Below are 22,282 nucleotides of genomic sequence, written 5' to 3' on the forward strand. Positions count from 1 at the left end.
GAGCGCACTCAGTTGGCTTTTAGAGTATCGGCTCGCATGATACTCGAGCTGGGAGCTGAACTCATCAGCTCCGACGCCGTGGCTCTTTACGAACTAATCAAGAACGCGATCGATGCAGGCTCGCCCAATGTCAGGATATCGGTCCAGGTCGTGCTGCGGCGCTCGATCTTCGTGGAAGCCGTCGAGGCACTGCAGGCGGGAGACGATGTCGAGCAGGTTCGGACCAAGCTCCTGAGCAATCTGGAACTCAACGCCCCATTCGCTGTCCGGGAAGAGTTCCGAACTGCCCTGCTGCAGTCAGACGACGATCCAGAAGAGTTCGAAGCTGTTCTCCGGGAGGCCTATCACGATCTCAACTGGATCGAGATACGCGATCGAGGGCACGGCATGAGCCGGAGCGAGCTGGACGAGATATTCCTCACGATCGGCACGCGTTCGCGCCGATCGGAGAAGGTCAGCGACGAGGGTGAATTCCGTTCACCCGGAAGGACCGTGCTCGGCGACAAGGGTGTCGGCAGGTTGTCCGCGATGCGCCTCGGCGACCACATGGTCGTACGGACGACAAGGGCGGGCGAGCAGTTCGAGAGCCTGCTCGACATCGACTGGAATCTCTTTTCGCACGAGTCCTCCAAGCTGATCGGCGACGTCTTGATCGAGCCGACCCGCGGCCGCCGCAAGGAGGATCGATCCCGGCAGGGAACGCGCATACTGATCAGAGGCCTCAAGGGCGACTGGGATACCGGTACGTTCAAGCGCATGGTCGACGAGCAGTTCAAGCGCATCATCGATCCGTTCCCGCACGATCCGGACGAGGCCGAGGGCGAAGACAACGACGAGAGGGAGCGGGCGCCGGATCCCAACGAGATCTTCGACCTCCGGTTCAATGCGCATCGACATGAGATACCCGGCATCCCTGCCTGGCTGCTCGATCAGGCGCATGCCGTCGTGACTGCGGAGTTCGACTATCGGAGCGATGGCTCGCCCCGCCTTCGCGGCGATATCGACTACAGGCTGCGCGGGCGCGAGACCGACTTCGAGCGGAACGAGGCCGAGTTGATGAGCCTGACGGATCCCATTGCCGACAGGCTGATCAGGACGGGGCCGCGCACGCTTCGGGACGTCGGACCGTTCAAAGTGCAGTTCTACTGGTACAACCGCCGTATCCTTAAGGAGATCACCGACCTCAATATGAAGCGACGCGACGTACTCGCCGCAGTCAACTCCTGGGCCGGCGGCCTCATGGTGTTCCGAGACGGCTTCCGGATCAATCCTTACGGTGGACTCGACGACGATTGGCTTGAACTCGACAAGAAGGCTCTCGGTGCGCGGGGCTACAAGGTGAACCGCTCGCAGATCATCGGCTCTGTCAACCTGACGTCACGCAACTTCCATTTCGTGGAGCAGACGAACCGGGAGGGCTTGGCCGACAACGAGTACAAACAGGTGCTGGTTGGCATGCTGCGCCATATCCTGATTTCCGAATTCCGGAAGTTCATCGAGCGGGTGGACAAGGAACGCAAGGTCGCGGACGAGTCCACCGTCGACGATCTCGAGACGCGGATCGAGGAGGCCAATGATAAGATCGAGGTGAAGCTGCTAGAGCTGCGCCGGGAAGTGCCGGAGCAATCCGAGACGATCAACGAGCTTCGGAAGCTCACGCTGACCCTTGGACGTCTGGTCGATCGAGCCAAGACAATGGCTCAGGAATACGAGGACGACCGATCGAAGTTCGTCCATCTTGCCGGTATCGGGCTGATGGTCGAATTCATCCTGCACGAGATCGGTCGGGCGACTGCACGCGCCTTGGCAGTGATGGACGACATAAACGTGGAAAGCCTCGACCGGTCCGGGTCCGCCTCCATGCGTACGCTGGAGGACCAGCTCAAGACCCTTGGGAAGCGCGTTGCGACGCTCGATCCGCTTAGCGCCGCGCGACGGCAGACCAAGGAGCAGTTCGATCTCGTTGAGCTGATTCGGCAGATCGTCGATGGGCGTGCCCAGCAGACGTTACGGCACCGGATCGAGGTCACTCTCGATCTTCCGTCCCGCCCGATGAAGATCAAGGCGGTCAAGGGCATGCTGATCCAGATCCTGGAGAACCTGTTCGAGAACGCAGTCTATTGGCTGAAGGTGGAACAGCGCCGTCGGCGCGGCTTCGAGGCAGGTATCGAAATCGCGCTCGATCTACGTTCGCGCGAACTCACGTTCTCCGACACCGGCCCAGGTATCGATCCACGTCGGGCGGAGCAGGTCTTCGAAGCGTTCGAAACGTCCAAGCCTCCAGGGCAGGGTCGTGGCCTGGGACTCTTTATATCGCGAGAGATTGCTCAGTATCATGACTGGAGCCTGTCAATCGACCAGGACTCGCTCAACGAGGACGGCCGCACGTCGACGTTCGTACTCGAACTGGGAGATGGCAACTGAGCACCGCCCTTCTGCGCAGGACCTGCGACGCGAGATCCGTGCAGCGCGTCGCAATGGTTGACGACGTCTTCGATGCGCCGGCACCCGAGCTCCTCGACCGAGCAGCGTTCGCCGCCTTTCGAGCCGAGTACAACCGGAGCGCTGAGCTGCGTCAGGCAGTCGTTCGTGTAGCCGGTCGTGGCCCAGACGTGCTCGGCACGTTCGACGATCTCGAGGATCGCGACATTGATCCTATTTGGACTGCGCTTTACCGCACGAGAATCAGCGGCCGCCGGCTGAACACGACGCATGCCGCGACGGTCCGCGCCCTGTTCGAGGGCCATGGGCACGACCTGCTCGCTATGCTCGATCTCGTCGCCGAGCTGCTGTCGCTCTTCAGGAAGGATTTGGGGCGGCTCGTGACGGTGCACGGATCGGACTACGATCCCGACGAGGTCGCGAAGTCGGACATTGTACTCGTGGATTTCTTTCTCGGCCAGAACATCACGCGCGATCAGGCGCTGGAGCTTTCGACCAAGGCGGTCAGCGATGTCGCCGACGCAGCACGTGCCGCCGGCCGGGCGCCCCCCTCCTTCCTTCTTGTTTCTAGCCGTCCCGACGAGATCGAGATCGACAAGTTTCGCGAACAGGCGGACCTGATGAAGAGCCGCTTCCGGTTCTTTCCGAAGGCGGCACTCACGGCCGAGTCCATCGACGAACTTGTCAGCCTTCATGACCTGGTCGACGCGGCTAACCGCGCCAGCGTGGTGGAAGGCCTGCTCGACGACTGGCGCGATGGCGCGAGGAAGGCAGTCGACGTCGTCTACAAGCGAATGCTTGAGCTCGACGTGTCGGATCTCGTGTACCTGGACTGCTTCCGGCTGACGCACGAAGGCGTGACCGTCGCCAACTACCTACGCTGGTTCCTGACAGCGTCGCTGCATGCCCGCGTCACTGGCGAACTCGACAAGAGCGTCTGGCGAAAGGCCGAGGGTCTCAGGCTCTTCGATGTCTTGAACGACGGCGGGCAGCTGGATCCATCTACCCTGGTCAAGACGTTTGACGGCCCCAGCGACACGATCGCGCACGCCTATGGCGACATTCTGTTCGACACGTCTCGGGCATCCGGGAAGGACGCGTTCCCTTCGCCGATCGCAGCGGCTGACCTCGTCGAGGGCGACCTCTTCGTCAAACCTAAGGGCCGTGATCGAAAAGGCTACGACGGCGCTCAGGTCATGCTCGTGATGACCCCGAGCTGCGACCTTCTTCCGCGAGCAAAGGGCCTGCCGCCAGCTGCGAAGACCGTCCTGCTCGTACCAGGCACCATGCACCTCATGGAGGACCAAGACATGGATGCCGACGTGACAAAGTCCGATTTGGACTTCGTCCGCGTGCGCGAGCGCGGCGAGTGGCGAACGTTCCACCTGGTCTGGAATCACAAGAGCCCGACCACAATCGACTGGGCAACGATCTCCACGTCGGGCGTAGGCCCGGGCTTCAGGCGGCTCGGGCGGCTCCGCGAACTCTACTTCCACAAAATCCGTGAACTGTTCGCCAACCAGTTCACGAGGATTGGAACAGAGGTCCCACCGCTCTTTCCGCGCGCTCGCGACGGCAAGGTGCTGATTGCCGTCACGGTCGGCGGGAGCACGAAGTTCGAGAAGGTGATGGAGTTTACCGCATCCGAAGGGCTGGTGTGGGAGATCGGACCGGTAGAACTTCGCAAGCCTGACGGACGGCCCGAAAAGGCACATCTGTATCAGGGCTCGCGCAAGCTCGCCAAAAGGATGACTGCCGCCCTTGACGCAGTGCCGGCCGAACAGGTGGCGTTGCGTGCCGCTGCGGAGAGCTGTCGTGCACTCCTGGCGGACATGGACACGTACATGGACCTCATGCGGCCTATGAAGTCGGGACAACGAGGACAGGCTGGGAGCGTCGAATTCAAGAAGGCTCTGCTCCGCGCGAACGAAAAAGGAGCAAGTTCCAAGGCCAAGATCGTGGTCGTGAGCTATCAAGATCTTAAGGAGCTGGAGCCTTGAGCCCGATGGTCATCTTTCAGCAGAACTCAGGCCGGTAGCTGCGGTGCCGGCACCGTCGCGCAAGCTCTTCGAACGGCTGCTGGCCGCGGGTGCCGAAGACGAGGTCCAGGCAATTCTAGACTCCGAAGGCCTGGCGACCGACGCCAGCAAGTGGACGCCGTACGGCGACAACGAGGCGTTCTACGGCGTCGTCGAGAATCAGCAGGCGCATCCCATCCCGGCGCTGGTCGAGAAGATCACCAACGGCATCGATGCGATCCTAGAGAAGAAGGTCCGGCAGGAGGGCATCGACATCCGGTCCAGCGAGGCGCCCAGCAGCGTGCGCGAGGCGCTCGACCGCTGCTTTCCCGATCACCGCAACTGGGACGTCGGCGACGCACGCCGGCGTCAGGCACGCGAGCTGCAGATCGTCGCGTCCGGCCCGAAGCGCGACACGTCGCTGCTCATCTACGACGACGGAGTGGGACACGCCCGAGGACTTCGGCGCGACGTTCCTGTCGCTGCTTCGCGGCAACAAGAACGATGTCCACTTCGTGCAGGGCAAGTACAACATGGGAGGCGCGGGCGCGATCGCGTTCTGCGGCGACCGGCGCTTCCAGCTCGTCGCGAGCCGGCGCTACGACCGGTCCTCGCCCCTGGGCTTCACCCTGCTGCGCCGCCACCCGCCGGAGCTCGCCGCCGCCGCCGGCCGCAAGAACACGTGGTACGAATACCTAGTGTTCGACGGCCACGTCGCCAGCGTCGACATCGAGACTTTCGACATTGGTCTTGATGTTCGCCGCTTCGAGACCGGCTCGCTCTTGAAGCTCTACTCCTACCGTCTGCCGCCCGGTCGATCATCTCGCGCGATCTCAACCTCAGCCTCAACGAATACCTGTTCGAGCCTGCGCTGCCCTTCCTCACCGTCGATAGCAACGAGCGATATCCCGACAACAAGGCACCAGTCACCGCCGTCTACGGGCTGAAGCGCAGGCTGGAGGCCGACACGGAGACGGTCGAGACGTGCTTCTCGAAAGTATCGAGCACGTCCGAGTTCGGCGAGCTCGGCATCACCGTATATGTCTTCAAGGCCCGATCGTGCGGTCAGGGCGTGAAGGAGACCAAGCAGTACATCCAGCGGAAGTACTTCAAGAACGACACGACGGTGCTGTTCTCTCTGAACGGCCAGGTGCACGGCTCTTACATGTCTGAATTCGTCACCCGAGCGCCGAAGATGCCGCTGCTCAAGGACTATCTGCTCATCCATGTCGACTGCTCGAACCTGGCGCTCGCGGTGCGCAACGAGCTATTCATGGCATCGCGGGACCGGCTGAAGGCGGGAGAGACGGCGGAAGCCATACGGAAGCAACTGCGCGACATCCTGCTCGACAGCGAGCTGAAGGCCGTCCCCAAGCGCCGCAAGGCGAGCCTCAACATGGACGGCGCGGATGCCGGGCAGATGCTGCGCGACCTCACCCGCATCCGGCCGATGAACGACGCGCTGACGAAAATTTGCGGCAGACGTTCGATCTTCCCGACCGTCCCGCCGGAAAGACCGAGAAGCCTCGCGAGGAGCATGGCCGCATCGTCACCCGTCAGAATGGCCTTCTGACGACGGCCGTTGGTAGCGTAAGTCGTCACGGGCGTTTGCGCGCCAAACGCATACGGTCGCGCCGGGCCGCGGCGACCGGGCGTGGCCCGCGCGGCTGCGGCATGGCGTCCGACTTCGTGCGTTCGAGTAGCTATCCGGACGCTGGCGCCATGCGCTAGCGATGACGACTCGGTCCCAACGAGCGCTGGCCAGCGCTCGCAGGATCAGCCCTCGCCGCACGCCGTGCCTTTCCGGATCATCTCGAAGTTGGGTTCCATGGCCTCGAACAGCCGTTCGGTCCGCGTGCCATGGAGCAGTGCGTCGTCGTTGAGCGCCGCGGCCAGCTGCTCGCCGGCATTGGCGGTGAACGTCGGGATCAGCTCCGGATCCGTCAGCGCGATCCCGCGGGCATGCGCGAAGGACGCGAGCGAGGTCAACAGGTCGAACGGCTTGGGGCGCGGCCGGGGCTCCGGATCGACGATGCCGCCATCGTTAGCGCTCAGGATCGTCGCTGGGCAATCGACCGCCGAACCGCCGCAGGATGTCGGGGAACGGCCAGGGCAGACTGCGGGCCCGGATATCTTGCGGGGCCTAGACCCCCTTTTGAAGCCTGTGGGAGCATTGTGAGTTGCCGGTGATGACAGGGAACCAGGTCGCAATTGCGTCTGGGTCAGAACACGTGCCGTAAGGATGTGACTGCGATCTCGGATCCTGACCGTGGGACCAGGTCTCGCGCACGCGCATCCGTAGAGTCTCTCATCTTCTGTAAGTAGATCAGAGAAAGTCACGAAGAAGGCGCGACTGTGCGAGCCATTTGCGCGCCAAAGTATCCGCGTCGGCCGGGCGCCAAAGTTCACGCATCAAGACAGCGAGCGATCCGTTCTAAAACGCCACGAGCAAAGGTCTGTCAGGTCTCGAATCTCTCGTGAAGGCGGCAGCGCACGGTGTCGTAAGCGAACTTGCCGCCAGCCGAGAGGAACATCTCGCGCAGCGTCGTCGAAGTCTGCTGACTTCGCCCCGTAGATGCGCTATTCTGAAGTCCACTCGGATGGGGGTTCGGGACTATGAGGGACGGCAGACGGGGGCGGCATGTATCCCAGCCGCAGCCAGCCACATGTTCGGCGGACGACGGACGGTGAAGCGTCCGCCTCGTGCCATGACCGACCTCGTGCGGCAGATCGCCGGACATCGGTCGATCGCCAGGGGTTCCAAGGCACGTGAGACGATTTTGTCTAGGATCCAGGATCTCGCAAGATCCGAGAACGTCGCGGGATTCGGCATAGGCGTAAAGCGCTCTGGACACGTGCGCACCGACGTTCCAGCGATCGTCTTCTTCGTTCAAAGGAAGCAGCCACTGTCCGCTCTCGGAGCTTTGGACGCCATCCCGGAGGTTCTGCCGGACGCCTATGGCCGTGCGGTCTACACCGATGTCGTTCAGGTCGGCCGGTTCACGGCGCATGCCCATGTGACCCGATCGCCGCTGCGATCCGGGTACAGCGTGGGACACAGGGCAGGGGCTCCCGGCACCGTGGGCGCCGTCGTGACGAAGGGCGGTGCCCCGCATCTCCTGAGCGCGCAGCACGTTCTGGCGGACTTCGATCGGGGTTCCGAAGGAGACGACATCGTCTATCCGGCCATCGCGGACGGGGGTAGGTCCGGAGATCGATGCGGAACGCTCGTCCGCTACCGGAAGGTCGTGCTGGGCCGCGAGTACCCCAACCGGGTGGACGCGGCGCTCTGCCGGCTGTCGCAGGCTGCCGTCGCGAAGCTTGACCTCTCGATACCGGGAGCGGCCGCGCCAATCGCGACTGGCACGGCGCGCGAGGGGATGCCGGTGCGGCTCTTCGGCCGCACCTCAGGCTCGACCCGGGCACACGTAAGCACGTTGGCCTCGAACGCGGACCTGTGGTGGGATCCGTACGGCGAGTACGTCGGCTTCAGCGAACAGATCATCTGCGATGGGCTGTCGGCTTCGGGAGACTCGGGTGCGCTCGTGCTCGATGCCGATACGGGAAGAGCAATCGGGCTCCTCATCGGCGGCTCCGGCGACGCGAGCGTCGTCACGCCGATCGGGGTCGTGCTGAACGCGCTGGGAGTGGCGTTCGCAAACTAGAGCTAACACAGGGGGGAGACATGACATGCCGAGAATAGGGACAGCTGCGATCGCGGGGTTTGCGCTTCTAGCGGGCTGTACGACGCATCTGGAGACGAGGCCGGATCGGGCAGTCAGCCAGCTCGATCAGGCGCTGCCGGGGCATGGCTACCGTCTGCCGATGCTGCAGTACCAGATCGACGTCGTATACAGACTGGCAAGCTGCCCCGGGACGGACGCCGGCCAGCCGACGACGCTCGCCTTCGTCACCCAGGCCAAGGCGGGTGCCGGCCATGTGGCGGGCGAGGGCTATACGATCGACTACGAGAAGCTGTCGAACGTGTTCAAGACCACCGACTTCTCGGTCGAGGCCTGGGAGAAGACGGGAGCGCTCAAGGCAATCAACGCATCCGCCGACGACAGGACCGGCGATGCCATCAAGTCGGCCGTGGAAGTGGGCATCGCGGTAGCGTCGCTCGCCGCAGGCAATCCCCTCGCCATCATGGGCGCCGTACAGGGCGAGGACGGCGGTGCGGGCGCCGCCGCCGACGCGCTGCTCCGGCAGGCCGACATGAACGAGCCGCTCCTCTGCACCGATGGCGCGCGCAGGGCGCTGGCCGACGCCGCGGCGGCCCGCATCAGGATCAGGCAGCTGAACGCGCTGATCGGCACCTCGACCCGGGAGATCGAGGCCATCACCGTCCGCGCTACGCTCAGGATGTCGGACAGGGGGGATGCGGCCAGACTGCTCGTGATCCACCGTGCCCAGATCAGGCGGAGCGACGAGCTCGCGGCGGCGCAGAGCGCGCTGGCTGCCGCCGAGGGGCCGGTCGTCTTCACCGAGACGCGCTACTGGCCGGAGCGGGCCGACACGGTGGAGGGGAGGCTGGGCCTGACAGGCGCGTTCCGGACGTGGGCCACGAGCCTCGTCAAGGTCGGCAGCGCCGATACGGTCCCAGGGCCCGGGGGCGCGAGCGTCGACAGGAGGCGCAACGTCGTGGATTCAGCGCTGCTCTGGAAGCTGTTCGAGTCGAACCCGCCGCCCGAAGCAATCCGCGACAGCGTGAGGCGGCGGCTCGAAGCGTCCGTCAGGCGTCAGACCCCCGCGGCTACGGCAGGGTTCTGCGCGGCCGACGTGCCCGTGGAGGAGTGCCTTGGCGCGCAGGTGGACGTCCACGCTACCCTCGTGGCCGAGGGAGACAAGCCGCAGGACTGTCCGTCGGCTGAAGACCGCCCCTGCCGTCTGCCCCGTGACAGCGCCGCCGCGATCAGCGCGCGCAGCGACGTGGCGCACCCAGGCATCTTCTTCCGCCAGCCGGTCCGGGCCTATCTTCTGCTGTGCGACCGCAGCGTGCCCTGCATCGACGGTTCGCGCGAGCCGCTGCTGCGCGGAGAGTGGAACATCGCGCCGCAGCTCGGACAGCTTCGCTTCGCTCCGCTGACGAACGGACCGTTCCAGAACAATGCCCTGAGCCTCGCCCTCCGAGAGGACGGAACCGTCGCGAGGTTCCAGTATGCCGAGAAGTCGGCCATTCTCGCGCAGGCCCTTGCCACGGCGAGCACGGTCGCGACCCGCCTCGAGGCCGAGCGCGACACACGTGCGAAGGAGGCGAGGCAGGGGGAGCTCGATCGACGGACGGATGTCGCCTACGTACGTGCCGAAGCCGCCGCCGTGCGGGCGGACGACATCGCCCGGACCCAGTACGAGATCGACAGGATCGCCAAGGACCAAGAACTGCTCGCGAAGCGCTCGCCACCGACGACGAGCGATCCCGTCGTCGCGCAGGCGTTTCTGGACGAGACCCTGCGGTACGAGGCGGAGGCGGTGCAGCTGCAGTGGCAGCTGGCGGCGATGAAGGCCCAGGACGCGATCGCAAGGCGGCAGTGAGGAGGCTATCCCGGGGTGCGGCACCCAAGAGCGCAACCGGTTAGACCCGCGACGTTCCTTCGACTGGCCTTCACCTCGGAGGTCCGGTGCTGTGTCTTTCTTCGGCTCCGTCCTGATCGACGGGGCCGACGATGTCGTCGGCACCTTGGCGTTCCAGATCGTTCGATGGACGGCACGCGACCGCCTGCATCAGGGGAGGTCGCCGTCCTCCTCAGCCAGCTTACGGTCTTCTTCGGCCTGCACGGCCGGGTCGACCAGCGGCGCGAACCAGTCCCTCGGCGCGGGAGCCTCGGTTTCCTCCTTCTGCATGCGGAACCGGCCGTCGGGTCCTACCGTGGCCGCAGTGCGTGCCATGATGCCTTCGATGCGCACCATCTCGTCGCCGAACTCTTCGAAGATTACGCTCCAAGGCCCATGGATCAGCCCCTGCAGCTCGCGCCAGGCGTCCAGCGCAAGGGTCCTCGTCGCGATATCGCGTGCGATCTGCTCAACGCTGGACCCTGAATTCTCCAGGCCGAAGTGGACGACCTTGTTTCGGTACTTTCGGAGTTCGTCGAAGGCGGCGAGGGAGGAATCCGGCAGCGGCTCGTCGACGATCACCTTGAGCCGTTTGGCGGCCTCCTCGAACGGCACGCTGACGAAGTCGCCGCTGCGGAACTTTGCCAGTGTCGCGTCCTTGGTTATGATCAGGCTCCAGTGCTCGCTAAGCAGACGAGCCTTCAGGAACAGCTCGATCGCCGTGTAGACCTTGATGGCGAACTGATCAGGGTGGTTTGCCCAGTCCTTCGGTGCCAGGCGCAGGTAGGTCAGGGCGTTCTCGGTCATCATGACAAAGGTGGATCTGCTCATGCGTCCGTAAGTGGACCGAGCATCTGCCGGGATCAAGCCGCGGCATCCCGAGGGGAAACGTCCAGCGCGTCGGTCGTCCCGCTAAGCAGCTGCGTACGCGCCTGCCGAAAAAGCCGCCGTCATCCACGATGCAGATGCGGGATCGTGTCCCTTGGACGACCTGCAGAACCAGCTGCACTATGACCTTGGAAAGGTAGATCAGGGCGATCACTACCAAGCGCGCACAATGACAAGAGAGGCGTTCTCGCCGGTGGTGGACGAAGGGCTTCTAATGCCCGTCCTTCCATGATCTAGTCGTGAGACGCGACGAACTCGAGGGGGAGCGATTCGCCGATGATACAGGGACGGCCATGCTGGCACCTTCGATCCAGCCGGACAGTACAGCGGTCGATACGCGGAACAACGAAGGCCACGCGTCGACTCGCGGCCTGCCGGTAGATGGCGGTCCTGCTCTTCGTGCACGGTGTCGCGACCCGCGCCGGCAACGACTACGACGTAGCTGCAGAGGCGAGGCGCCGTCGCTTCAGCGACGCGGCGTTCGCTGGCGTCCCGCTGGATGTCACCGCCACCTATTGGGGCGGCTTCGGTGCCGATCCCAGGTGGGGACTGACCTCCATACCGGACGTCCGGCGTGATTATGTCGATCTCGGGACGGCCGAGGGCGCGGGGTCTTCCCTAGACGCTCAGCCCGCGTCGCTGCTGCTAGCCGCGGCGCGGGCGGACCTCGCCGCCGTCGTATCGGCGCTTTCCGTAGAGGAGCTTTCGCTGCTGGAGCGCGAGGGCAACTACGCCGGTCTCGAGCAGGCGGAGCGGTTCTGGCTGGCGGCCGCCCGCTACGTATGCCGGTCGCCCGACCCCGGATGGCTCGCGGATATTTCCGACGACGAAGAGTTCGTTGCCGAACTCCATCGGCAGGTACAGCCTCTGACGAAGCAGCAGGATCTCGGCGTCCTGGATCCGCTCTGCCGTGCGGCAGGCCGCCTGGGGGGAGCGCTGTCCAACCTGGTCAACGCACCATTCGCCCGCATCGGTCGCGAACGGCTCTCCCCCTCGGTTGCCGTCTTCCTCGGCGACGTGTTCAAATATCTGCGCGAGGGCGAGCCGCGCGAGAACATCCGCAGGGCCGTACTTGGCGATCTCGCCGCCGTGGCCGCGAAGGCCCGGGACCGGCAGGAACCCCTGGTCGTGGTCGGCCACAGCATGGGCGGCATCGTTCTGCATGATCTGCTGAGCGACGACGTCGCGATGAAGGAGATCGAGCACGGGCAGGGTGCGCCGCTCCGGATCGACCTTCTTCTGACTGTCGGCTCGCAGGTGGGGATCTTCGAGGAGCTGAAGCTCTTCGGCTCGAGCGACGAGGACCGCTCGGGTGCGTCTGCGCCGCCGATGCACCGGGCGGCCCGATCGTCCCGAGTTGTACGATGGTGGAACGTGTTCGATCGGATAGACGTGCTGTCCTTTCTTGCAGAGCCGGTCTTTGAAGGCGCGATAGACCTGGAGGTCGACACGATCGCAGGCGTCGCCGGGGCGCATGGCGCGTACTTCACTAACATGGTGTTTTACGAACGGCTCAACCGCCGGCTTCGCGAGGAGAGGCTGGTGCCATGACGATCGTGTTCGACCGGGGCGTGCCACCTTCCGGGGTCCCTGTCACGCATGCCTTCGTTCTCGGCTGCGGCCGCTTTCCGGCTAGGCCTGCGCTGGCCCGGGCAGCCACGGTCGCCGGCGCCAGGAGGATCATGGAGTTCCTGGCGTCGCATGCCGACGAATTCGTCGCACCGATCTGGAGCATAGAGTGCCTGCTCTCTGATCCATCGGCGGCGCCCGGCGACGACCGGCTCGGCGTCGAGCTTCATCACGGCCCCAGGAACGCCGTCGAGCCGCCGCCCCATCCCGCCGAGATCGCTCCGCCGGACAAGGTGGTGGGCCCGGTAACGCTCAAGGCCGTGACAGACGCAGGCGATGTCTGGCTGAAACGGATCGGAGACGATGACCGCCACGGGGCGGATCAGGCATTCTTCTACATGTCCACGCACGGCGTCTCCGACGGCGCCAACGCTCTCGGCCTCTGCGAGGATGTCCTCAGCAACCCGAGGAGGCGGTGGTCGCAGTCGCTGAACGTCTCGACTCTGGCGCTGGGTCTGACGTCCCCTCTTGGCAAGGCGTTTCGCGGATGGATTTTCCTGGACGCGTGCCAGGAGATCGCGCCGGATTTGCTCGGCAGTCCGACTGGCCTGCCGGGCCTGCACCTCATCGAGTTCGGGGTGGCGGCCGCCACAAAGGCCAGCAACTCGATCGCGATCGCAGGCTCTCGCATGGGGGGCAAGGCATGGGCGCCTACGGGAGAGGAGGCGCCCTTCTTCACTCAGGCCCTCATCGAGGGGATGGAGAACGCGTGCGTCGAGGACGTGCCGGACGTCGGCTGGGCCGTCACTGCGACCCGCCTGATCTTCGATCTCCCCCGCGTGGCCGAGGCGACGTTCGGGCGCAGGGGCATCGAGAGCGAGCCACTGACGAGATTCAACCAGCCGCTCGTCGGTCTGCTCAAGGTCGCGGCGCCGATGATACCCGTCGCGATCTCCACGGAGGTCGAGGCGCACCTCTCGCAGGCCAGCGTCACGGTGAGGCGCGACGATCTGGGGCCGCCAGAGCACGAGCGGAAACCGGGCGGCGAGGACATGGTCTGGAGGTTCCGGGTGGAAGCTCATCGCAAGCGTACCTATTCGGCAGAGGCGACGTTCAGCGGCGGCGAAGCGAGCTACCGAAAGGCGAGCTTCGACTCACTGCCGCCGTGCCAGATCGTCCGCCTGAGGAGCGCGATGTGACCGACCGTCCGGAAGCGACCTTCGAACGCTTCAGCTTCGTGTCGCCAGGCGGCGGCGCGTACCGGGTCCGGCTGCTCGGCGAGGAGGTCGGCAACAGCGCATCGATCCTCCTTGCGGGTACCGGCGACGTCTCCAGCGTCGACATGGCGCCCGGCAGGTACACCGCGATCATCGAGCCCATCGGATCTGAGGAAATCACGCGCCAGGTGCTGGACCTGCGCGCCGGCGAACGGGAGAGCATTAGGCTCCAGGACCTCGGCTTCGAGGAGCTCGATCCGGTACCGAGGGCGGACCGCGCCAGACAGACGGTGCCCTCGGATGCCGCCGACGCCAGCGCCACGCTCGAGCCGGTCCGGGTCGCTGCCTCCGCGACGCTGCGATCCTCCCGACCGATGCGCTACGGGGGCGGGCCGGAAAAGCGGCTGTCCGCCGCCGATCTGCATCGGCGTGCTTTCTCCGCCGGCCTCTCGGTGCGCCATGCCCGAGACCCGGACCGCCTCTGGCGTCCGAGCGCGCTCTCCATGTCGGTGAACGACAGGCCATCCGGCGACGTCGCGATAACCGTCCGGCGTCCGCCGGACTGGCGCCAGAGGCCCGAGTGGCGGCTGACGGTCGCCGTGCAGGACGATCCACGGTGGCGCATGCGGATTCCCCTGTTTACGGGCGGCGTTCAGATCGTACTGACCCCGACTGCGACGCCGGGCGGGTCCGACGTCATCGTCGGCCTGGCGCCCCGCAACTCCGGCCGGGCGGCGCTCGTCTCGAACCTGCAGACGCTCTTCCTGGGCAGCGCCGGGGACGTCGTGCGATCCACCCTTCCCGCATTCCGCGACGGAGGCAGAGACGACCTGATCTCGCACCTCTCTGAATGCGGCGAGGATCCATGGACTGTGGCCGCGGCGGCGCTTCTCCTCGCCCAGAGCGACGAGCTCCTGCCGATGGCGTCATCCATGCGGCGATATGCGAAGAGATGGCCGTGGCTTCCGGACATGACGGTACTTCTGGCCTGGATCGCGGCACGGGATGAAAGGCAGGGTCGCGAACGGCGCGAGGCCGCCTGTCTCGAGCTGCTCGGAGCCATGCCGGGACGTCCGTACTTCGCAGCCACCCAGTCCCTGGGCCTCGACCTTCTCACGGTCCTGGCGTTGGGCGCCTGTCAGTCTGACGTGCGATCCGCCGCCTCGTCGGCTCGCGAAAGATGGGCAAGGACGAGCCGACGCCAGGTTCCGACAGGCGTCTTCCTGGCTGCCGAGGACGCCAGGATCGCGAAGGGCGTGACCCTGTCGCGGCGGAACTACGAGACGTTCGTGACCGGCACTATCGAGCCGTCCCAGATCGAGATCGCTCCGCGCGCGCAGCCGCAACCGCAACCGAGCCGCGGCAAGGTTCCGGCGCTTGCAAGATCGTCGATGCACCCGAACGATCCGTGGAAAGGGCGGTTCGGGGGGCAGTACACGCGGGAGGGCTTCACTCTGGGAGCCAGCTTCTCACGTGGACCGGAGAGCTGGGTCGAGGTCGACCTGTACGTCACCGGTCCGGGCGGCGATCGCGAGGTCGTCGAGTTCTTCCTCCATGACAGCTACCATCCCGAGCGCGTCAAGGTCGCGTTCGAGAATGGTCGGGCGTGCTATCCGGTGCTGGCATGGGGCGGCTTCACCCTAGGCGCCTGGCTGCCCAAGCGGGGGATAGAGCTGGAGCTGGACCTCAGCCTTCTGCCCGACGCCCCTGCCGTGATCCGCGACTACTGAAACCAGGAACAGGACAAGTAGCGTTCGGCGTCGTTGCGATCGTCGTTCTCCGCCGCCGGTGATCGCCCAAGCGACGAGAGGCCCTGCGTGGTATGTGCGCCGAGGCTCTGCGGTATGACCACTTCGTCTCGTGCCAGGACGATCCAGCTTAGACGCAGAACTGTTCCTTGGTAAGCTCGTCCAGCAGGTCGGCGGTTCCCGCCAAGATGACCTTATGGAGCGCTCCCGCCTCTGGAAGCATCTCGCGAACGAAGAAGCCCGCCGTGGCGATCTTGGCGGTGAGGAAGCCATGGTCGCAATCGCTCCTAGACTGCCTCGCCGAAGCGACAGCGGCCTGGCGGGCCAGAAGGTAGGCAGCGAGCACGATCCCGAAAAGCCGGAGGAACGAGGTCGCCACGGCGGCGGCGTCCATCCGCGAGGACGTTCCGCGCTTCAAGCGACTGCATGAACTGCGCGCGGCCAACGTCTGGCCGCACCTCTTCTACGTCGCGGTTATCGAGGATCAGGAGCTGCTCGACTATCTGGCCGAGGGCGAGCTTCCGACGTTGCGGTGAGGGTCGCCGGGAGCCACGTCAGCATGAGGCTGCGCCAGGTCCGTATCGGCGTAGCACACGCAGGATCAGCCCTCGCCGCGCGCCGTGCCGTTCCGGATTATCTCGAAGTTGGGTTCAATGTGCCCAAGCAGCAGGCGCAGGTTGCTGCCGGCGAAGTCCCAGCGGTCGAGGGGTGCGAACCAGTCGGGGGCGGGACGGCCATGCAGCTGGATCAGACGCTCGCCCTCGACGGTCTGGGTGGCGAAGTAGCGGCTGAAGATGCGGCTGGCCCAGCCGATGCCCTGCCATCCCTCACCGGCCGGCTCCTCAGGCTCGGCCACGTACTCGACACCGGCGATCTCTCCCTCCTCCATGAGCGCAAAGGGCCCGGCGAGCGTCCACTCGCCGTAGAAGATGAGGACCTCCGCGAGCTTGCGGTCGCGGGCATCGACCAGTCGCTTGCCATCTGCGAAGATCTCGACCGAGCCGACGATGAAGCTCGCGGTGTAACCCTCCAGACCGCGTGGCCGATCGGGCGCGGCGCGCAGGACGATCCTGAGCGGCGGGATCGTCATGATCGTCACCTCGCCCAGCCGGCCGAACTCGCTGACGGCGACGGCGTCCTGCATCCGGACCCGCAGGGAACCGTCTTTCCGCATGAACGGCTCCGGCGCAATTACGGTCCAGATGTTCCAGACCGACCAGTAGAAGGCGAGCCGCAGAGGTACGCCCATCGCGTCGGCATAGGATCGGAGCGAATGCAGATAGGCGGCGCTCATGCCCGTGCGCTGCCTGAACGGGTCGCTGCAGCGGACGTTCTTGACCTCGATCAGCCACTGGTCGCCGTCCTCCAGGACCACGCGGAAGTCCGGTACCCGCATGGTCTCGGCGGAATGGACGCGCCCGCTGTCCTCAGTTTTGAAGAGCCTGAACCTGCCCAGGCTGAGGACGGTGGCCTCGAACAGCCGTTCGGTCCTTGTGCCATGGAGAAGCGCCTCGTCGTCGAGCGCCGCCGCCAGCTGCTCGCCGGCATCGGCCGTGAACGTCGGGATCAGCTCCGGGTCGGTCAGCGCTATGCCGCGAGCATGCGCGAACGCTGCGAGCGATGCCAGCAGGTCGAACGGCTTGGGACGCGGTCGGTTGTCCGGATTGATCATCCCGCCACTCTAAGGCCGGCTCGGTGGCCTGCAAGCTGTCGAAAACCGCCGCAGGGCTGCTGCCGACGCACCCGCGGCTACGACGGTCCCACCTGCCGAACCGGTCATCGCCGTGAGACGAGAGACGTGGTCCCGAGACCTTCCGTCATGCCTGACGTGGACGGTCAGCGCGGCGACGGTTCGCTCCGGCTGAAGGCGAGGGCGGCGCAGAAGCGGCTCAGGCAAGCGCGCGCGCAGCCGGAAGCGCTCCAAGGCGACGCGTCGGTGATGGTCGGGGTCATCGCAGCGCGGCGTCCGGGGTCGCCGCCGGCGACGGCATCCGATGTCGTGACGACTTCGGCATCACGCCGCGATCTGACGCCGCCGAACCTCGGCGCGGTCCGGCAGGAGCCGGACGATCGACCGCACGATACCTGAGGCGCCGCCACGAAATGCAGGCCTAGGGCAGAGGAGCCCATATAGCGACGGCATCTCGCCTCCGGCGCATATCCTGCGGATGGCCTAGACCCCTTGGGAAGCAAGAGGGATCCACTGGGTTGCCGGGGATGAAAAGGAACCAGGTCGCAACCGCATGTAGGTCGAAGGTGGTGCCGACCAAGTCTGGTAGCCCGCTTCTGCTCGCACGCGTACGCACGCGTGGAGTCTCTCATCTCCTAGTCAGTATAAGAGAAGAAGAACCCAAAAGGAAAAAGAAGGCGCGAGTGCGCAGCCGCGCGAGCGATGGCGGACCCAGTAGCGTTGTCAAGCCGCCGACTGGGCCGCCAAGATCGCTGTCGTTCCCGATCCGGGACACGTGCGCGAGGGCTAGGCCACCGCCCGATGCACATGTGTGCATCGGGGAAGGCGCGCAACTTGCACATGTGTGCATAATCCGGGCTCAACATGCACATATGTGCATAAGAAGGCGATCTATGCACATGTGTGCAAAGCGGCGAGTCATGCACATGTGTGCATACCGGAACCATTGCGCACCAGAAAAATAATGTGGCGCACCGATGCGGGTCCTGCCGGCTCAGGGATGCGGCAGTGCAGCTCCCCCGAGCGAAAATTTGGAAATATGCGCCGACAAAATCAGCGGGATTGCGACATAGAGCAGGCGGTCGGTGATATGCGTCATGAAGCGGCTCGCGCCTCCCGGACACTGTCCGGGCGTCGACGCGCTTGCGAGGATCGATCTGCCACGAAACTCGGCCCGGTTATCTGCACGGGCTTGGCCAAGCCGGCGAACGCCGCCGGTCCTGTCGTCGTCGGCGCCGTCTGCAGCAGCTATCTCCAACATACACGATTCCCGAAGGCAGAACGGAGCAACTGCGGAGTCGCTCTCGTCTCTCGGGAACGGTCATCCGGTTTCGTTGCTGCCGATCCTGGCGCATCCGGCAAACATCGACGGCGCTCTCCGATGCACATGTGTGCATCGGCGGAGCGCGCAACTTGCACACATGTGCATAATCGAGCGTTTTTGCACATGTGTGCATCCACGCGATGTCTGAGCGGGCCACGCGCGCCCGCTAGGTCGGATTATGCACCTGTGTGCATCCGCTGGGTGTCGGCAGCGGGCCACACGCGCCCGCCATGCTGGATTATGTACATGTGTGCATCTGCGGGGGCCGGCGGCGCGCCATACGCGACCGTCCGGCCGGACTATGCACACATGTGCATCGGCGGGGCGCGCAACTTGCACACATGGGCATAATCGGGCGCTTTTTTGCACATGTGTGCATCCGCGCGACGTCTGCAGCGCGCTACTCGCGCTCGCTAGGCCAGAATATGCACATGTGTGCATATCGTAAGGCGGAGCGCCTGCCACGCATGACCGTGCGCGCGTCGATCCGAAGGAGCGCTGCGGCACGATGCGGGTGCGTCTACCTGCGGTCGGATCCTGGGCACGAGAGCAGGCGAATCCTAGGACTATGCCGTGATGTCGGCGATGGCGCCACGACGCGACGGAGGTGTTCGAGCGCGTGGCTGCCAAGCATCGTCTGGCGGAACCGCTAATGCGAAAGGCAGCGCTGCAGTACGAACATGGCGAGAAGCTCACCACGGCGCTGGCTTGGCCGGGGTAGACGCTTTCCTCGCCCCGAGAACGTCCTGACGGGAAGCGTCGCCGCTCGCTCTAGCGGAACCGCGTCCTTGCGGTCACCTTCTCGAAGTCGGGTCCCATCGCGCGGGCGCCCCTGCCGGCCGCATAGACGCTGGAGGCCAGCCAGAACTCCTCAGCCGATCGCGACAGGTCGTCGACCTCCTTCCACCAGCTCCGGCGTCCTGCATCCCAGCGATAGCTACGGTCGCGCAGCAGGTCCTTGACCTCGAACGACGCACCTGCCGCCCGGACGATCCAGGAGGGGTCCGCGGCGCGCTGCAGCAGCTGCGCCAGCGCAGTGGTTCCGTCCCCGAACCTGTGGCGGAGAAGCTGGATGACCGCATCGACGTCGGCAGGGCCGCGATGAGCCTCGTGGAACCAGCCCGCCTGCCCGAGCAGATGACCGAGCGCCAGTCCGTCGAAGCCGTGGCCACGCCAGTCGATCTGGCTCATCGAGCAGGCCCATTCCAAGTCGCCTGCGTCGTCCAGCCGCCCTTCGATCCACGGGCGGTCGAACGCCGCGTTGTGCGCGACGACGATGGATGCGGAACGGAGCACCCGTAGCGCAGCCTCGTCGTCGATGCGCCGGCCCGCCACGTCGTCGTCGGCGATGCCGGTCATGCGCGTTATGTCCGGCGGGATGGGGGATCCGGGATCCTCGCGCCAGCAGTAGCTCCGGTCTAGATGGGTGATCACGCCCTCGGCATCGAAGCGGAACCGGCGCATCGCCAGCTCGATGATCGCGCCGGTCTCCGGGACGGTACCCGTGGTCTCGACGTCGACCGCTACGCCGACGCGCGTAGCGGCGTCGTCTCCGAAGCCCGTCGGTCCCTCCGCGAGGTCGAGCCGGTACTGGACGCGCACGTCGGCGCCACCGGACGCGCCCGCGCGTCCGGCCTCGTCATGGCCTGCCATGATGGTTCTCCTTAAAGTGGGTCGGACGCTGCGGAGCGGTCCGTGGACTCGGTCAGATCTGGATGCGCTGCTCGATGTCGACCACGAACGACAGCGCCGCCGGCCGCGAGGGATTGCGTTCGGTCTCGCGGATCATGTCGGCGATCGCGGTCGGCACCAGGGCCACGGCGAGCGGCACGCCCGGGTGGAAGCCGAGCCGGAGTTCGGCAACGTCGAGGACCTCGTCGCCAAAGCGGGTGCGGAGGCGCTGGACCACCTGGCCCGGATGATCGGCGACGGATGCGTGGAACGCTTGCATCATCACGCTTCCGTCCGCATAGGCGATGGTCGCAGTGAACAGGCGCGGCGCCGGAGCGAGCCGGGAGAGCGTGCTGCGCCCGCGCTTCGGGCGGGCGAGCGCTTCGCCGCGCGCCTGGCGCCGGTCCGGCGCCTCCTTGGATCCCGACGCGGTGATCCGCCCCGTCCGGGGGGCGAGCCGACGGGCCCGGGCGTGACGCCCCTTCGGCCGGTCCCTCGCCACTCCACCGTCCGTCTTACTCTTCAGCATGCGTGTGTCCTCCTGTTGGAGCGATCCGGATATCAGGCCATCAGCGGCGACGGCTGTTCGACCTCGTCGTCCGCTAGCAGGTCGTCGATGAGGGCGGGATCGGCATCGAGGCCGATCGCCAAGCCGTGCAGCAGGATCGCGCGGAGGCAGCCTTCGAGATCGAGCGCCCCCTCGATGCCGTCGCGACCTTCGAACAAGGCGCGGGGCGTCAGCATCCAGGCGACGGGGTCGTGCTCGAGGCCGTCCCGCTGGAAGCGCGCGCCTGTCTCCGCGGCCACGAGAGCAAGACGGATCAGACGCCGACGGGTGACGAGGAGCGGGAGATCCTCGCCGGTGTCGGGATCGAGCGGGTCGGGCAGGCCGATGGTCCGGTCGACGGGACAGGGCTGGTGGAGGTGCAGCGTTTCGAGGCTTGCGAGCATGGGCATTTCCCTTCTGGATCGATACTCGTTCCCTACAGGAGGGCCGGAACGACGGCCCTCAGACGCACCATGTAGGTTACCACCGAAACTATTCAACAGTTCTAGAAACGATGAATTGATTTTTGATGGTTAACCCTTTTTCTCCACTTGGTGAGCAGCAGAGCTTGAAGCTGACGACGTCTCCATTATTCTGGGAGCATGGAACTACCGATCCTAGTCACCGTGATGAGCGCGCTGGCGCAGCCGACGCGATACCGATGCGTGGAGATGCTTCTCGCCAAGGGCAGATGCACCGCGGGCGATCTCGCGTCCGGGCTAGGCGTGCCGGCGAACACGATGTCCAGCCACCTGACGATCCTCACTCATGCCGGCCTCGTCTCGTCGATCAAGGAAGGTCGTCACGTGATCTACCAGGCACATGCCGAACTCCTTGGCGCGCTGTCGGAGCACCTTGCGCGTCTGTCCGTCTCCTGACGGCATCTCATGGAGGCATGGCTACCGCGTCACGCCGCACTGGCGTACCCACGTGACTGGAAACTCTCCGAGCGACCTGCCGTCGTCATGGATCCCATGGGCAGGGACTGAGGTGGGAAGATGCGCGAGTGCCGTATCGGTCCCGGATAGAAAAGAAGGAGGTCGGTAGCCTTCACTTCGATCGCATCGCTTGAAGTGACCCGCTCGCGCGTGCCGAGATGCGGGCCCCCTCCGTATCAGGTCTTCCCGATCTGCCGGCGGAGCATGGAGACGAACGCGCGCGCGGCCGGCGTCGGATTGCGCGACGGCATATGGACGACGCTTATCGGCACCGATGGCATCTCGAAATCGCGGAGCAGGCGAATCAGGCTGCCATCGTCGAGGTGCTTCGCCACCAGGTAGTCCGTGGCCATCACCAATCCGACCGCTCGGACGCCTGCATCCACAAGCGCCTCGCCGTCGTCCACGACCAGCCGGGCCGGAAGGTTCATCGTCCGGGACGCACCTTCCACCAGAAAGCGGTACGTGAAGCGCACGGCAGTGTCGGGCGTGACGAACCCGACGAGCTGGTGACCGACCAGATCGTCCGGATGGCCGGGCATCCCGGCTGTGGCGAGATACTCGGGCGAACCGCACATGAGGTAGCCGGTCCAGCCGATCCGGGTGGCGACCAGGCCGGAGTCCGGCAGGTGCCCGATCCGTATCGCCAGATCGACGCCTTCCGTCACCAGGTCCACGAC

General features: G+C 65.4%; 19 protein-coding genes. 11 read left to right on the forward strand and 8 right to left on the reverse strand.

Annotation, left to right across the window (positions count from 1 at the left end):
• The first annotated feature begins 36 nt into the window (after positions 1 to 36).
• The 4 genes from IFT71_RS12240 (at position 37) to IFT71_RS12255 (ending at position 6,033) form a co-directional block, all read left to right on the forward strand.
• On the forward strand, positions 37 to 2,424 hold the full coding sequence (locus IFT71_RS12240; protein ID WP_192141067.1) for a sensor histidine kinase: 2,388 nt from the start codon (positions 37 to 39) through the stop codon (positions 2,422 to 2,424).
• A gap of 53 nt (positions 2,425 to 2,477) precedes the next feature.
• Positions 2,478 to 4,442: a hypothetical protein gene (locus IFT71_RS12245; protein WP_192141069.1), complete on the forward strand. Its 1,965-nt coding sequence runs from the start codon at positions 2,478 to 2,480 to the stop codon at positions 4,440 to 4,442.
• Positions 4,443 to 4,975: 533 nt separating this feature from the next.
• A complete protein-coding gene (locus IFT71_RS12250) occupies positions 4,976 to 5,407 on the forward strand; it encodes a hypothetical protein (RefSeq protein ID WP_192141071.1) in 432 nt (143 codons plus the stop codon).
• A gap of 125 nt (positions 5,408 to 5,532) precedes the next feature.
• Positions 5,533 to 6,033, forward strand: a complete 501-nt coding sequence (locus tag IFT71_RS12255) for a hypothetical protein (protein ID WP_192141073.1) — start codon at positions 5,533 to 5,535, stop codon at positions 6,031 to 6,033.
• A 203-nt stretch (positions 6,034 to 6,236) separates the two neighbouring features.
• Here the strand turns inward: IFT71_RS12255 and IFT71_RS12260 are convergent, their stop codons facing one another.
• Positions 6,237 to 6,449, reverse strand: a complete 213-nt coding sequence (locus tag IFT71_RS12260) for a hypothetical protein (protein WP_192141075.1) — start codon at positions 6,447 to 6,449, stop codon at positions 6,237 to 6,239.
• A gap of 719 nt (positions 6,450 to 7,168) precedes the next feature.
• Between IFT71_RS12260 and IFT71_RS12265 the strand changes: the two genes are divergently transcribed.
• On the forward strand, positions 7,169 to 8,125 hold the full coding sequence (locus tag IFT71_RS12265) for a hypothetical protein (RefSeq protein ID WP_192141077.1): 957 nt from the start codon (positions 7,169 to 7,171) through the stop codon (positions 8,123 to 8,125).
• A gap of 25 nt (positions 8,126 to 8,150) precedes the next feature.
• Entirely contained in the window at positions 8,151 to 9,992 is a 1,842-nt protein-coding gene (locus IFT71_RS12270; protein WP_192141079.1) for a hypothetical protein, read from the forward strand.
• Between the two features lie 189 nt (positions 9,993 to 10,181).
• On the opposite strand, the gene IFT71_RS12275 is transcribed toward IFT71_RS12270, so the two are convergent.
• Positions 10,182 to 10,841, reverse strand: coding sequence for a hypothetical protein (locus IFT71_RS12275; RefSeq protein WP_206757449.1), 660 nt, complete (start codon positions 10,839 to 10,841; stop codon positions 10,182 to 10,184).
• Positions 10,842 to 11,279: 438 nt separating this feature from the next.
• Between IFT71_RS12275 and IFT71_RS12280 the strand changes: the two genes are divergently transcribed.
• The 3 genes from IFT71_RS12280 to IFT71_RS12290 are packed head-to-tail and all read left to right on the forward strand — an operon-like array spanning position 11,280 to position 15,414.
• Positions 11,280 to 12,449, forward strand: coding sequence for a hypothetical protein (locus IFT71_RS12280; RefSeq protein ID WP_192141083.1), 1,170 nt, complete (start codon positions 11,280 to 11,282; stop codon positions 12,447 to 12,449).
• Positions 12,446 to 13,666, forward strand: coding sequence for a caspase family protein (locus IFT71_RS12285; protein WP_192141085.1), 1,221 nt, complete (start codon positions 12,446 to 12,448; stop codon positions 13,664 to 13,666). The genes IFT71_RS12280 and IFT71_RS12285 overlap by 4 nt, the downstream gene beginning before the upstream one ends.
• Positions 13,663 to 15,414 (forward strand): pYEATS domain-containing protein, encoded by a 1,752-nt coding sequence (locus IFT71_RS12290; protein ID WP_192141087.1) that lies wholly within the window; start codon positions 13,663 to 13,665, stop codon positions 15,412 to 15,414. The genes IFT71_RS12285 and IFT71_RS12290 overlap by 4 nt, the downstream gene beginning before the upstream one ends.
• 148 nt (positions 15,415 to 15,562) lie before the next feature.
• On the opposite strand, the gene IFT71_RS12295 is transcribed toward IFT71_RS12290, so the two are convergent.
• Both IFT71_RS12295 and IFT71_RS12300 read right to left on the reverse strand, forming a co-directional pair.
• Positions 15,563 to 15,826, reverse strand: a complete 264-nt coding sequence (locus IFT71_RS12295) for an acyl-CoA dehydrogenase C-terminal domain-containing protein (protein ID WP_192141089.1) — start codon at positions 15,824 to 15,826, stop codon at positions 15,563 to 15,565.
• A 207-nt stretch (positions 15,827 to 16,033) separates the two neighbouring features.
• Positions 16,034 to 17,104: a hypothetical protein gene (locus IFT71_RS12300; RefSeq protein ID WP_192141091.1), complete on the reverse strand. Its 1,071-nt coding sequence runs from the start codon at positions 17,102 to 17,104 to the stop codon at positions 16,034 to 16,036.
• A 147-nt stretch (positions 17,105 to 17,251) separates the two neighbouring features.
• Between IFT71_RS12300 and IFT71_RS12305 the strand changes: the two genes are divergently transcribed.
• A complete protein-coding gene (locus IFT71_RS12305; protein WP_192141093.1) occupies positions 17,252 to 17,521 on the forward strand; it encodes a hypothetical protein in 270 nt (89 codons plus the stop codon).
• 1,696 nt (positions 17,522 to 19,217) lie between these two features.
• On the opposite strand, the gene IFT71_RS12310 is transcribed toward IFT71_RS12305, so the two are convergent.
• The 3 genes from IFT71_RS12310 to IFT71_RS12320 are packed head-to-tail and all read right to left on the reverse strand — an operon-like array spanning position 19,218 to position 21,068.
• Positions 19,218 to 20,099 carry a 3'-5' exonuclease gene (locus tag IFT71_RS12310; protein WP_192141095.1) on the reverse strand — a complete coding sequence of 294 codons (882 nt, stop codon included), beginning with the start codon at positions 20,097 to 20,099 and terminating at the stop codon, positions 19,218 to 19,220.
• Between the two features lie 52 nt (positions 20,100 to 20,151).
• Positions 20,152 to 20,646: a hypothetical protein gene (locus tag IFT71_RS12315; protein ID WP_192141097.1), complete on the reverse strand. Its 495-nt coding sequence runs from the start codon at positions 20,644 to 20,646 to the stop codon at positions 20,152 to 20,154.
• A 32-nt stretch (positions 20,647 to 20,678) separates the two neighbouring features.
• A complete protein-coding gene (locus IFT71_RS12320; RefSeq protein ID WP_244654880.1) occupies positions 20,679 to 21,068 on the reverse strand; it encodes a hypothetical protein in 390 nt (129 codons plus the stop codon).
• A gap of 198 nt (positions 21,069 to 21,266) precedes the next feature.
• Between IFT71_RS12320 and IFT71_RS12325 the strand changes: the two genes are divergently transcribed.
• On the forward strand, positions 21,267 to 21,542 hold the full coding sequence (locus IFT71_RS12325) for an ArsR/SmtB family transcription factor (protein ID WP_192141099.1): 276 nt from the start codon (positions 21,267 to 21,269) through the stop codon (positions 21,540 to 21,542).
• A 236-nt stretch (positions 21,543 to 21,778) separates the two neighbouring features.
• On the opposite strand, the gene IFT71_RS12330 is transcribed toward IFT71_RS12325, so the two are convergent.
• On the reverse strand, positions 21,779 to 22,279 hold the full coding sequence (locus IFT71_RS12330) for a substrate binding domain-containing protein (RefSeq protein WP_342212645.1): 501 nt from the start codon (positions 22,277 to 22,279) through the stop codon (positions 21,779 to 21,781).
• Positions 22,280 to 22,282: the final 3 nt, after the last annotated feature.

The organism is Sphingomonas sp. CFBP 13733, from assembly GCF_014841795.1.
Lineage (GTDB): Bacteria > Pseudomonadota > Alphaproteobacteria > Sphingomonadales > Sphingomonadaceae > Sphingomonas > Sphingomonas aerolata.

Coding starts and splice junctions, on each gene's coding strand:
- IFT71_RS12295 (WP_192141089.1), bottom strand. CDS start 15,826: ATGGACGCCGCCGCCGTGGCGACCTCGTTCCTCCGGCTTTTCGGGATC.
- IFT71_RS12320 (WP_244654880.1), bottom strand. CDS start 21,068: ATGCTCGCAAGCCTCGAAACGCTGCACCTCCACCAGCCCTGTCCCGTC.
- IFT71_RS12310 (WP_192141095.1), bottom strand. CDS start 20,099: ATGGCAGGCCATGACGAGGCCGGACGCGCGGGCGCGTCCGGTGGCGCC.
- IFT71_RS12280 (WP_192141083.1), top strand. CDS start 11,280: ATGGCGGTCCTGCTCTTCGTGCACGGTGTCGCGACCCGCGCCGGCAAC.
- IFT71_RS12265 (WP_192141077.1), top strand. CDS start 7,169: ATGACCGACCTCGTGCGGCAGATCGCCGGACATCGGTCGATCGCCAGG.
- IFT71_RS12315 (WP_192141097.1), bottom strand. CDS start 20,646: ATGCTGAAGAGTAAGACGGACGGTGGAGTGGCGAGGGACCGGCCGAAG.
- IFT71_RS12300 (WP_192141091.1), bottom strand. CDS start 17,104: ATGATCAATCCGGACAACCGACCGCGTCCCAAGCCGTTCGACCTGCTG.
- IFT71_RS12285 (WP_192141085.1), top strand. CDS start 12,446: ATGACGATCGTGTTCGACCGGGGCGTGCCACCTTCCGGGGTCCCTGTC.
- IFT71_RS12240 (WP_192141067.1), top strand. CDS start 37: ATGATACTCGAGCTGGGAGCTGAACTCATCAGCTCCGACGCCGTGGCT.
- IFT71_RS12270 (WP_192141079.1), top strand. CDS start 8,151: ATGCCGAGAATAGGGACAGCTGCGATCGCGGGGTTTGCGCTTCTAGCG.
- IFT71_RS12325 (WP_192141099.1), top strand. CDS start 21,267: ATGGAACTACCGATCCTAGTCACCGTGATGAGCGCGCTGGCGCAGCCG.
- IFT71_RS12245 (WP_192141069.1), top strand. CDS start 2,478: ATGGTTGACGACGTCTTCGATGCGCCGGCACCCGAGCTCCTCGACCGA.
- IFT71_RS12275 (WP_206757449.1), bottom strand. CDS start 10,841: ATGAGCAGATCCACCTTTGTCATGATGACCGAGAACGCCCTGACCTAC.
- IFT71_RS12305 (WP_192141093.1), top strand. CDS start 17,252: ATGCCTGACGTGGACGGTCAGCGCGGCGACGGTTCGCTCCGGCTGAAG.